The sequence below is a fragment of the Marinifilum sp. JC120 genome (assembly GCA_004923195.1).
In the GTDB taxonomy this organism is placed as follows: Bacteria; Desulfobacterota; Desulfovibrionia; order Desulfovibrionales; family Desulfovibrionaceae; genus Maridesulfovibrio.
Window position 1 is genome coordinate 1 of the sequence record RDSB01000034.1, and the last position, 11,158, is coordinate 11,158.

At 50.8% G+C, this 11,158-nt stretch carries 8 protein-coding genes and 1 pseudogene; all 9 read right to left on the reverse strand.

All coding sequences use genetic code 11. The features are described 5' to 3' along the window. A partial coding sequence (locus D0S45_19805) for a DUF1738 domain-containing protein (protein ID TIH11618.1) occupies nucleotides 1-2,243 on the reverse strand: 2,243 nt, incomplete at its 3' end. Next, the gene (locus D0S45_19810; GenBank protein ID TIH11619.1) at nucleotides 2,236-2,460 is read right to left on the reverse strand and encodes a hypothetical protein; all 225 of its coding nucleotides are present in this window, start codon (nucleotides 2,458-2,460) and stop codon (nucleotides 2,236-2,238) included. The genes D0S45_19805 and D0S45_19810, both read right to left, overlap by 8 nt. A 22-nt stretch (nucleotides 2,461-2,482) precedes the next feature. Beyond that, nucleotides 2,483-4,645, reverse strand: coding sequence for a DNA topoisomerase I (locus tag D0S45_19815; protein TIH11620.1), 2,163 nt, complete (start codon nucleotides 4,643-4,645; stop codon nucleotides 2,483-2,485). Between the two features lie 139 nt (nucleotides 4,646-4,784). Continuing rightward, nucleotides 4,785-5,288: pseudogene (traF, locus tag D0S45_19820) on the reverse strand (conjugative transfer signal peptidase TraF). Continuing rightward, nucleotides 5,285-6,907: a hypothetical protein gene (locus tag D0S45_19825; GenBank protein TIH11621.1), complete on the reverse strand. Its 1,623-nt coding sequence runs from the start codon at nucleotides 6,905-6,907 to the stop codon at nucleotides 5,285-5,287. The pseudogene traF and the gene D0S45_19825 overlap by 4 nt, the downstream one beginning before the upstream one ends. Then, a complete protein-coding gene (locus D0S45_19830) occupies nucleotides 6,867-7,304 on the reverse strand; it encodes a hypothetical protein (protein ID TIH11622.1) in 438 nt (145 codons plus the stop codon). Before D0S45_19830 ends, D0S45_19825 begins: the two co-directional genes overlap by 41 nt. Continuing rightward, nucleotides 7,285-9,231: a conjugal transfer protein TraG gene (locus D0S45_19835; protein TIH11623.1), complete on the reverse strand. Its 1,947-nt coding sequence runs from the start codon at nucleotides 9,229-9,231 to the stop codon at nucleotides 7,285-7,287. Before D0S45_19835 ends, D0S45_19830 begins: the two co-directional genes overlap by 20 nt. A gap of 2 nt (nucleotides 9,232-9,233) precedes the next feature. Further along, nucleotides 9,234-10,442, reverse strand: a complete 1,209-nt coding sequence (locus tag D0S45_19840) for a conjugal transfer protein TrbI (GenBank protein ID TIH11624.1) — start codon at nucleotides 10,440-10,442, stop codon at nucleotides 9,234-9,236. A gap of 9 nt (nucleotides 10,443-10,451) precedes the next feature. Further along, nucleotides 10,452-11,087 carry a phage tail protein gene (locus tag D0S45_19845; GenBank protein TIH11625.1) on the reverse strand — a complete coding sequence of 212 codons (636 nt, stop codon included), beginning with the start codon at nucleotides 11,085-11,087 and terminating at the stop codon, nucleotides 10,452-10,454. Nucleotides 11,088-11,158: the final 71 nt, after the last annotated feature.

Below are 11,158 nucleotides of genomic sequence, written 5' to 3' on the forward strand. Positions count from 1 at the left end.
GTCTGGGACATTTGCTTTTGCACTTCGCCGATTCCGCGCGATTTGTGCAGATCATTGAAGTCGGAGAGACCTTGCTCTTTTTCAGCTTCATTGAATTTGGGGGTTGCCATCAGACCGCCTACGGCCTTGGCTGCTGCTTCGGCTTTTTCTATCCCGACATTTTTTTCAAGGTGATGGTCGTTATCGCTGACGAGCACTATGGAGCTTTTGGGATATTTGGCCTTCAGGGCCTTGGCGACCGGCTCAAGATTGGAAGCATCAAAAGCCACAACTGTGGGCATGTTGCTTGCCATATGCGCGCTGGCCGCAGTGGCGTAACCCTCGGCAACGAGGATCGGCCCGCCTTTGGCTATGTTCTCGCCGGGATCAATGGTGTGGAACATTCCCGCTTTCAGGCCGCCTTTTTCAAAGAGCTTTCCTTCCGGGGTGATTGTTTGCAGGGTGTGGATATGGCCGTTCGCATCGCGACCGGGCACAAGCAAATCCCCGCGTTCGTTGACCTTGACTCCGTAGGCCGGAACACCTTTTTTAGTGAGATATTCCTGCTGCTGGGTGGCCCATTTGGCGTTGGTGAACTTGGCAAAAGAACGTTTTGAAGCCTTTTCGCGTTGTTCGGCTAAGGCTTTCTCACGCTCGATCCTCTTCTGGGCAGTCTGTGCCTTGATTTGGGATTTTTCTTCGGCGGTAAGTTCTAGGCCATCAGCTTTCCAATTAATTTTCAGGCCGGTCTTGTGGTTCTGGATGAATCCTGCTGGATGGGCATCAAGGAATCCTTTGTATGCGCCGTCCTTTGAATTGGGCTTGCCATCGATGACTGGCACTCGTTGAAGTGTGCCGTCCATGATCGGCTGCTGGCCCTGAAGATCAAGTCCGGCTTCCTGCAAGGCCTTGGCAAATTCCTGCGTCGCATTTGTTTGCGGAGCATTGACCTTTTCCTTGGGCAGCCATTTGGCTAGAGGATTGAGATCTGTTCCGGTAGCGACAAACCATAGCTTTTCGGATTTATCCCAGCGTGCGCCGAGTTTCTTGGCCTGTCCTTTTTCCCGATAGGGAACATTGAGATAGTTTTTTTCTGTGGCAAGCCGGGGTTCTTGCGGTTTTTCCTTTTGCTGCGCAGCGACCTTGTTTTCCGGTAGCCATGCAGCAAATTTTTGCGCGTCTTCTCCTTCAGGGGCAAACCACATTTTTTGAGTCTGATCCCATTTGGCTCCGAGCTGCTTAGCTTGATTTTTTTCAGAGAAGGGTACTTTGAGCCACATTTTGCCGTTCTCCGGAACTCCATATTTTGATTCGCGTTGTTCCAGCTTGGCCTTGTCCGGGGCAGAAACTGACATGCCTTGCTCCTTGGTTGCTTCCTTGCCTCGTTCCTTCTCAAATCCTAGAGTGTAATCCTTGATTTTTTCAGCACTCTGGCAGGCCCGGACGATCTCATACGGATCTTCCTTAAGAACTTTGACCCAGCTTTTTACGTAACTGGCATGTTGATCCGGATTATGGCTAATGCCGATTTCTGCGCTGGTCATCCAGCTTGCGATTTCTGCGCGTAGTTCTTCCTTGGCGTAAATCTCCGAGCCGAAAGGACCGAATTCACGGTCCAGCCGTGATTCATGCCCGGTCCAGTGTCCCAGCTCGTGCAGGGCGGTGCTGTAATATTTGTCGGGACTATCAAAGGCCGCGTGCGGGGGAAGGTGGATTTCATCAGACGAAGGTCTGTAAAATGCACGGTCGCGTTGATCATGGGTGATGCTTGCGCCGGAATTTTCTAGAATGGCTTCCGCCCGGTCATCCGGATTCCACGATATTTCGCGTCCATCCCATTCCGGGATTCCATCAATCTGGCTGGCGTGGAAGACATTGAAGAAGCGTATATACGGCTTATCTCGTTCAACTCGCTGGGTTTTTACGTTTCCATCTTCATCTCGTTCCGGTTTGCCATCCTTATCCTTAACCACGTTTATTGCTGACCATTGCCAAAAAACAAGCGTCTGAGATTTTGCTCCTTTGCGAACCTGCCAGCCCTGTGATTCAGCTTGTTTGTAGGTCATAAATCTGGGATCATTCAGACCGTCGGAACCAAGCATCACCTGGTTAAATCCCCGGTAAACATTTCCTGTTACCGGGTTGAAAGCCGGCTGAGATTCCCCCGGCTTCCATGGACGCTGCCAGGGCGCGGTTCCTTCTTCCAGTTTTTCAATAATTTTATCAGCAAAACGCTGATAGTATTGTGTTTTGTCCTTAGCCATGTGCTAATTCCTCCGGTTCTGTGTCTTCAGGATCAAAGGGATCGAATGATGCATCCTCCGCCTCTTCCGCTGTGATGGCGTCTTCTTCAAAGGCTCCCATGTGGTCGGCCAGTTCCGGATCGACTTCCATGGCCGCGCCGGGATTTTCTTCCAGTTCTTTGGCGATCTGGTCGGCCTGTTCGTTCAGGTGTTTTTTGATTTCGTCGTTGTCGGGCATGTTTTCTCCTTTAATTTGTGGGTTAGTTTTCAAATTTCGGTTTCCCTCTCTCATCAAAGCAGCGGAACTTACACTCCGGAAAGCCGCTGCAACTCCACCAGAATAAGCCCTTGCGTTTGGCAGGCCTACGGATCATACCTTTGCCGCAATCCGGGCATTTGTGTTCTTTGGATGCTTCAAGCTTCTTGGCAGGCTTTGCTTTGAGATCCGGCTTGCCTGCTTTGTTGGGAAAGGTTGCGTTGCAATCGGGATATGCGGAGCAGCCCCAGAATTTACCTTTCGGTCCTTTGCGGGGCTTCAGGAATCCGGTTTTGCATTTGGGGCATTGAACGGTGTTGCTCTTGATATTAATGCCTTCGCGTTTGACTCGTGCAATCTCCTGAGCAACGGAACCGTCTACCTCATCGATGAGCTGGAGGTAATTCAATTCGCCGGCTTCGATCTGCTTTTGCTTCTCGTGCCATAGAGCGGTCATGTCCGGTTTAACTGCGAATTCCGGCAGGGCATCGTGAAATTCACGGCCCAGCTCGGTGCTGATGACTTTCTTGTTTTTCTCCGCCACAAAGCCGCGCCTGAAGAGCGTTTCAATGTGCGAATCGCGGGTAGCCGGAGTCCCGATTCCGCCGGATTCGTCTTGCTTGTCGCTATCCTTGTCCATGAATAATTTCTTGATTTCAGGATCGGTCACGTACTTTGCGACCGAGGTGAGATCCTTGAGCAGAGTTTTCATGGTGTAGCGCGCAGGGGGCTTGGTGAATGACTTCACTGATTCGGCGGATTCTACGGTTCCGGAATCATTCTGCTGGAGTTTGTGCAGTTCCGGTTGCTTCTCGGCTTTTTCGTAATCTTTGCGGTATTGCTCATCCAGCAGCCGCCAGCCCGGTGAGCTGTTCAGCCTGCCGTCAGCTTTGAATTTGTGGCCGGCTATTTTCAGTTCTATTTTTGTGGCCATAAATTCTGCGGGAGGATAAAACTGGGCAATATAAAGCTTTACGATCAGCCCATAAATGCGTCGCTCGTCTTCGTTCAGCTTGCCCAGCTGCGGCACATTCATGGTCGGGATGATGGCATGATGCGCTGTGACTTTTTTAGAGTTGAAAGCCTTGGATTTGAGTTTCGGGGTGGCGTATTCGGCCATGTCTCCGAAGGCTGGAGTCAGTGCCTGCAACAGCTCCGGTGCTTCTGCGTGTCGCTCGTCATTGAGGTAACGGCAATCACTGCGGTTGTAGGTGATGGCCTTGTGCTGGTCACGCAGCCGCTGGGTGATCTCCAGCACTTTTTTCGGCTTGTAGTTCCAGAGTCCGGCAGCATCGGCCTGCAAGGCCAGCAGGTTGTAGGGCAGGGGAGGATCATTCTTGCGCTCGGAGGTTTGCACGGAAAGAACCGTGGCCGGCTTGCCTTGAACTTCGTTCGCAATCTTTTTGCCAAATACCGCATCCGCGATCCGGCCTTTCTCATCAACCGGCGCATCGTGTGCGGGGATGTATTCGGCTTCAACCAACTGGCTCGGCATATCAATCTGTGCTTTGACTGTATGATACGCCTGTTTTTCGTGTCCTTCATGGGCGCGGTCACGGGCAACCACAAGACCGAGGATAGGAGTCTGGACTCGGCCAACTGAAAGCACGCCCTGATAGCCTTTTTTCTGGGCCAGCGTGGAATAGCAGCGAGTCAGATTGTAACCATACCGCTGATCACAAACCGCACGAGCCAGCGCGGACATGGACAGCCCATGGTACTTGCTGTTGTTTTCCATGTGCTCAAGAGCTTTAAGAATTGCGGAACCGTTGTTGTCGTTGATCAGTAATCTTCTGGTCGGTTTTTCCAGTAGACCTGCAAACTCGATAACTTCATCGACCAGTCGCTGACCTTCTGGGTCCGGGTCGCCAGCATTGATCAGCTCGTCAGCCTGATGGGCGAGATCAATGACTTTTTTGAGATGGTCGACGTGTTTGTCTTCCGGGGCGTAGGTGACTGGCCATTTCATGGGCAGGGTGTTCAGATCCCAGAGTTTGTATCGTTCGTCGTGTTCTTCCGGGACGGTCAGCCGCAGCAGGTGGCCCCAGAGCCAAGTGATACGATCGCCGTTTACGTGAAAGGCTGCTCCGGTCGGCCTGTCAGGTCCGCCCAGAGCTTGGGATATGGCTAAGGCCACATCTCGTTTTTCCGCGATGAATAGGCGCATGATCTATCCTCCGAGTTTACAGGCAGTTGAAAAACGTCGATCTGCTGCGTTGCTGCAAAAAATCCAAACCCTCGCGTATTGTATATACGCGTCGGTCTTGAATTTTTCTTGCGCCTTGCATCTCACCATTTTTGAACAGCCTGAAGGTTAGAATGGGTACAACCCTCCGCACCTGATCCATATCCACCAGCCCGAAGTACCGGCCATCAAAGCTGTTTTCGGTGTAGGTGGACAGGGCCAGACCTTTGGCAGAGGGGATAACAGTAGAATTCAGGAAAATTGGAAGCTGGCGGCCGTAGCGGTCGCAGGATCTCGCTTGTGTGTGCGGGAGCAGCTTGGAATTAATGCAGACTCCTTCAGCGGAGATCTCGATGGAATCTCCGGGAAGACCGGCTAAAGTTTTGAGCAGTGGCCTGTTACCGTTCAGGCCCAGATAGTGCCGCTGAAGGGAAATTAGAAAATAGGGATTGTCTTCAGCGAGACTGAAGGTGATCAGGTCGCCCCGGTTAGGTTTGCCAGGGACAATCTGGTAAATTCCATGGGGCATGGAATCGGTGAAGTTGAAGCGAAAGCCCAACTCATGCAACAGGTAGCCGACTCCCAGCGCATGGAGAAAGAAAAGGATTAGCAGCATATTTTTCATGCTGCGTTCCTGTTGATATTTTTGTTCCAGTAGGATTTACGCCAAGTACGTTTGGATTCCTCGGTACTGGGCAGCATGGGGCAGAGCGCATCAATGGCTTGCAGCTCTTCAGGAGTATGTTCAGTCAGCCAAGCTTCAAATTTTTCATCACGGGCAGCCTGTTCGGCTTTTTGGGATTTCTTTTTGTCCAGATCCTGCAATTCACGGATGACGGCTTTTTCTTTTTTGGCATTAGCAAGGGCCTGTTCGCTCGGAGTCAGGAATCCCACAGGCCTGCGCCATGTGCCTTTGCTTTTCAGAGTCGCAAAGAGGTAATTGCAGGGGCCTTTGCGCGCTTCCGGGAAAGTGTCGTGTTCCAGTTCCCATTCAGCGGCATGCAGGGAGTTCTCGATATCGAGGATAGTTTCATCGAAGGAAAGTCGGTGTTGAACTATCTGGCGGATCTGATCAGGACCAAACCGTTCATCATGGAGTCGAGGCCAAAGGATTTGAAATTCGTCTGTGCTGATCGAAAGCAGCCTGCGCGCCCAACGTTCTTCTTCATTCTCTTCAGAACCAGATAGATTTTTTATCTGTCTATCTAATACTACCGGGTTTTGATACCGATCAGCATTGGTATCAGGCTGCGGAGCTGAATTGTCTTCAGCCCCTGATTGGCAGGGCTTCATGGCTTGTTTGGCGACTAAAACAGCATTGGTAACAGGATACCGATCATGTTTGGTATCAAGATCGGTATCATTGCGGTCATGATACCGGTCATGTTCGGTAACACCGGGCTGATACCGATCAGCATCGGTAACAGTCTTAGCGGGAAAGGCTTGCAACAGCTCTTTCATGCGTCCCATGGGGGCGGTGTTCAGTTTGAGGATTATACCGAAACGAGGGCCGCGTTCGTGTGTCCTTTTGGTGTATATCCCGGCTTCGTGTCCCTGTTTGATGACCCGCCTAGCTGTTACTTCGCTGCAAGCTGCATCTCTGGCAATGGATTGAATTACAAGGGATATCTCGTCCTGTTCAGTCTGGTCTGCAATTGATGAGATTGTACCGAACACACGCTTGCCCTGATCGGATAAGCGGGAAAAGAGAGTGTCTATATTGTCGGCTAAGTTCAAAGACTGGGCTGGCTTGGCCTTTTGATCCTGCTTGTTACCGAAGTTGATATGATACCGGTCAGCATTGGTAACACCCTGTGTCTGATACCGATCATGATCGGTATCAAGCAGCAATCCGTATTCCTGTTTGTAAAGACTCAGGAAGAACTCGCAGCGTTCTTTATATAAGGTAATGATGCTTCCATGCCTGCGTCCGGATTCGTGATTTTCACGAAGGAAGAGTCCCGCTTTCTCTCCTTTGGGAAGAGTGCGCAGGACGCTCAATTTGCTGCATTTAACACCGTGTTGCAGACTTGAAACCACAAAAGGAAACGGCTCATCCATAGTCGGTGCAGACTGGATGAGAGCGGCAAGAATCCTTTTGCCGGTTACGGAAAGACGGTTGTAGAATCCGGCAATATCATGGCGCATGAGCTTCCTCAGATGATTGGTATCAGCTTGATTCTGATACTGATCACTGTAGTTGCTAGAGCCTTGAGGTTCGTATTTTCGTGCCGTTGCATTCATGGACTGATTCCTTAGAAGTCAGGTCAGTTGAAATTAGATCGCCTGCGTTGATTCCTTCAGGCATCACGCATAGGTCGTCACAGCCGGGGCAGCGTACCTGCTTGCCCATTCGCATGGCCCGGTGTTTGCCCGGTTCTTTGCATTCTCCAAACATGGGCTTCAGGAGCGGGATCGGCCCTTGTTCAACCTTCACCAAAGCGCGCCCAGAAACTTGTTCTGGAGGCAGAAACATGTATGGAATGCGCCCATCTCCATGGCAGACAGAACAACCGGGACGGCCTGTTTTTCTGGTACCATTGGCGGCCATCCATGCGGCGCAGGCCGGACAGGTCCGGCAGGCTTCACGCGGGAAGCGCACAGGGAGCAGTGTTTCAATCTCAGTATTCTTCATCTTCATAAACAGGGCCCTCTTCGAGTTCTTCCATCTCAGCATCCAAATCTATTGCCGGCTCATTAGGAGCTGGTGCTTCTTCAATCTGCTCATTAAGTTTGTCGGATTCAGCAGGGGCCGAAATCTTCGACCGTTCAAGGAATTCAGGATCAAGAAAGAAGAGGATCTGCGTGCCGTAGATTGGAGCAAAGCCGGCGGGGAAAATAAGCATGTCGCCTGCTTTGAGCATCATTCCGTTACGATCCTTTTCCGCACCGGGAAGTCGCATGCATTCGTCAGGCGTGAGCAGGGCGCGTTTAGCTTCGGAAATACTCACGTTGGCTCTGTTTAAGTGTCCGGCTCTTGTGCCGGAAATTGAGGTCTTTCTTTGTACGACTGTTGCTTCACCGGTCATCTTGGAAAGGACTTGTGCAGTTTCAATTTTGTTTGGCGCGTATGCTATGCGCAGATGGCAGTTGCTCATGATGGATTCTTCTTTTCCGTAGGCTGATTGGAGCTGGGCGAGATCCTGCACGATGATGTAGGCCTTGATTCCGTAGCCGGCCATGAAAGCCAGGGCACGTTCAAATATTTCCATTTTGCCCAGGGAAGTGAACTCATCGAGCATAAGCAGAAGGCGATACTTGTAGCCGGCTTTGACCGCTCCGTTTGAAAATTCCATTTCCTCAGTCAGCCGGCGCAGAATTATGTTTAGGATTAGCCGGACCAGCGGACGTAGGCGGTCGATATCTGAGGGTCTGATGACGAGATAAAGTGAAACTGGCTGCTCGGAATTCATGAGGTCAGCGATGCGGAAGTCACTTCCGGATGTGGATCTGCTGACAACCGGATCGCGGTATAATGACATATTTGCTACGGCAGTGGATACTACTCCAGATAGTTCTGTTCCGGCTTTGTTGAGCATTTCACGGGCTGCCGCTGCAATGAATTTTCTGATGGCGACCTTTGAATCGTTATCCATTTCTTCGCCAAAAAGTTCTTCAAGCTGGGCCACATGATCTTCGTTTAGCATTTCTTCAAACAGCTCAGACATCTCTCTGTTTTCATCGGCAAGCATCAGCGACAGGTCATTTAATGTGGCGTGGGTGCCGGCATTGATCCGGAAATAAATAAGGCAATGCAGGATCGTTCCCCCAAGAAATGAGAAAGCAGCCTTGTTCCAATAATCCTTGAGTCCTTTGCCGTCCGGGTCGACAATCATGCTGGCAATGTTCTGGGCATCAGGAATGGCGTGGGGGCCACCAAGCCTGATTTCAGAAAGGGGATTGTAGCGCGCGGAGGTGCCGGTTGTGTCAGTTGGGTCAAATCTCATAACCTTATGCCCCTGAGTTCTGCGCCAGCCGGAAGTCAACGCCCAGTTCTCACCTTTAATATCAAGGACAATTGAACTTTCATTCCATGAAAGCAGAGTAGGCAGAACTAGACCGACGCCTTTACCGGAGCGGGTAGGCGCGAATGCCATGATGTGTTCCGGCCCGTTGTGGCGTAAATAACGAAGGATTTTTTTGTCTTGCCAGCCTCMTACGTAGACTCCGGAGCCTTCGAGCAGACCGGCTTTTTTGATCTCTTTTTTCTCAGCCCAATGCGCAGTTCCATGGATGTCATCAACACCTTTGGGCTTGCCGGAGAAAAGAGCGACCAGGCCCAAGACAAATATTTGCGGTGCTACAAAAATGATAAGGGAAGTTGATATGATACGATCAAGATACTCACTTGGCTGAACAATTTTCACCCAGTGAAAGATCATCCACGGCCAGTAGAATTGTTCATAGGCAGTCTGTCCCAGAGCCTTATGATGGCCGTATAAAATGGCAGTGTTCTGTGTGGCGTAGCCCATGGCGGCGCAGGCCAGTAACAGGAGGAAAAGGAGATAAAGCAAACCGCTCCATCCACGTCCTTTCTTTTTACCAAGTCCGTATACGTTATTAGTCATCTTTATATCCTGTATGGCTTGTAAGGACGCGCGAAAACGATGTCCTTGGTCACGACCATGTTGAAACGCTTACCCGGAGCGGTGCTGATGGCCGGCTTAATGGCCATGTTGCTCTGCAAAAGCGAAAGGGTAGACTGGCCGAGCTGGCTGGAGAGTGCCGAACCGAGTTCATCCTGAAGGCTGGGATTTTTGCGGGATGATGATCCTTTATTGAAGGAGTCCATAGCGAAGGCCATGCCGCCACTAATCAGGCTCATGATGGCTGAAGAGCCGAAGATGCGCAGATAGTGGTTATCTACATCCCCGGAATAACCGGCATAGCCGCCGATATCGGTTCCGGGCATGATGCCGAGAGTGATGGATGAGCCGTCTGGGAAGATAATTCTGTTCCAGGCAACCAGAACACGAGTCTGGCCGGCAGCGACCCTGGAATCATAAACCCCGATCATGCGCGCACCTTGTGGGATGAGCATGTATTGCCCGGTGGCGGTGTCATAAATATTCTGGCTGACCTGCCCGATTATCTGGCCAGGAAGATCTGAATTAATACCGGTGATCATAATCCCGGCAATGACTGACCCGGTTTTCAGTTCGAAACGTTTACCGGGAACTCGCTCAAAAGGTAGCTGCCATGAACCATCTTTTGCTGCGCGGGTGCTGAGAAATTCTTCTTTATTTTGCTGGTCATCATTTTCCGCAGGGGCAACAGCAGAAAGATTCGGAATATTTAAAGGATGCCGGGAGCGAACATCATTTATGTCTGTTTGGATGACTTTGACGTTTTTCTTTTCCGGCATTGAAGCTTGGATTTTGAGCGGAGCAGCGAGGGCCGCTTTCATCCGCTCAAGTTTGAATGTCCGCAGTTCCTGAAGTTCCTTTAGATGTTGCTTTTCCGCCTCGGTTGGTTCGACCGGGCGAACAACTGTAACCGAGACTTTTTCTTGGGCCGGGAGCTTTTTCTCTTTCTTTTCCTCTTTGGGAGGGAGCGAAAGACCGAATGTTTCAGGTTCGGTCAAGGTTTGCCTGATATCCGATTCGGTCACAGCGGCCTTTTCTTTTTTTGCCGCTTTATTTTTCTTGCTGGAGTTGTAAAGCGAGTAAGCCATGACGGAGACAATCATCATTACAATAACAATGCAGATGATAATTATCCTGTTGTTCCGTTTGCCGCCCATAGACTGCTGTGTAAGGCTGTTAGGAGAATCTGACATGATGAAATCCTACTCAGCTTTGATGATGTACATGAGTGCTACGTTGCGGGGGCGATTTTCTGAACCACTCCCTGCTGTTGTGGAAGTGCCGGTCCCGGAACCTGACCCCGAAAAACCCAAAGTCTGCTGTCCAGAAGATTTGATGCTACCAAGTCCGACTGTTGAAGAACCAAGGCCGGACCCGCTCCAAGTAGGAATTGAAACAGAACCAGAAAGTGAAACAGTGATAGTGGTACTATGCGAATGGCTTTCCATGGCATCATCCTGTGCGCTTCCAAGTGTCCGGCCAGCATCTACTCCGCGGCCACTGTCCAATCCCCGGATAAATTCACCGCGCAGGTCGGGAACATTTGCGCCACGCACGGCAGCTAATTCTGGATAACCAGCAGTGGATTGGCCGTTGCATTCCAGCCATCCTTCAGGAACAGAACTGCCTGAATAAGGTATTATCCCACCAATGGGCGTGTCGCTGGCGGCCCGAGCCTGAACTGCAACAGAAGTAGGGTTGAAGCTGGTGGCATCCCCTGCAAAAACTTTGGGGGCATAGCTGAGGGCAATCAGTACCGCCACGAGTAGAGCGATGCAGGCAAAAACAATCATAATTAAAGTTCTGAATGACATTGGTCTTTTTTCTTCTATCTTCATGATATTCTCCTTTAGTTACAGGTGGTCAGAACCATTACTTTGCCGTATCCGGCGGGAGGGGATACCCATGT

Bases quoted from the DNA above. Each gene is read 5' to 3' on its own strand.
- D0S45_19810 (TIH11619.1), bottom strand. From the start codon at position 2,460: ATGCCCGACAACGACGAAATCAAAAAACACCTGAACGAACAGGCCGAC.
- D0S45_19815 (TIH11620.1), bottom strand. From the start codon at position 4,645: ATGCGCCTATTCATCGCGGAAAAACGAGATGTGGCCTTAGCCATATCC.
- D0S45_19825 (TIH11621.1), bottom strand. From the start codon at position 6,907: ATGAATGCAACGGCACGAAAATACGAACCTCAAGGCTCTAGCAACTAC.
- D0S45_19830 (TIH11622.1), bottom strand. From the start codon at position 7,304: ATGAAGATGAAGAATACTGAGATTGAAACACTGCTCCCTGTGCGCTTC.
- D0S45_19840 (TIH11624.1), bottom strand. From the start codon at position 10,442: ATGTCAGATTCTCCTAACAGCCTTACACAGCAGTCTATGGGCGGCAAA.
- D0S45_19845 (TIH11625.1), bottom strand. From the start codon at position 11,087: ATGAAGATAGAAGAAAAAAGACCAATGTCATTCAGAACTTTAATTATG.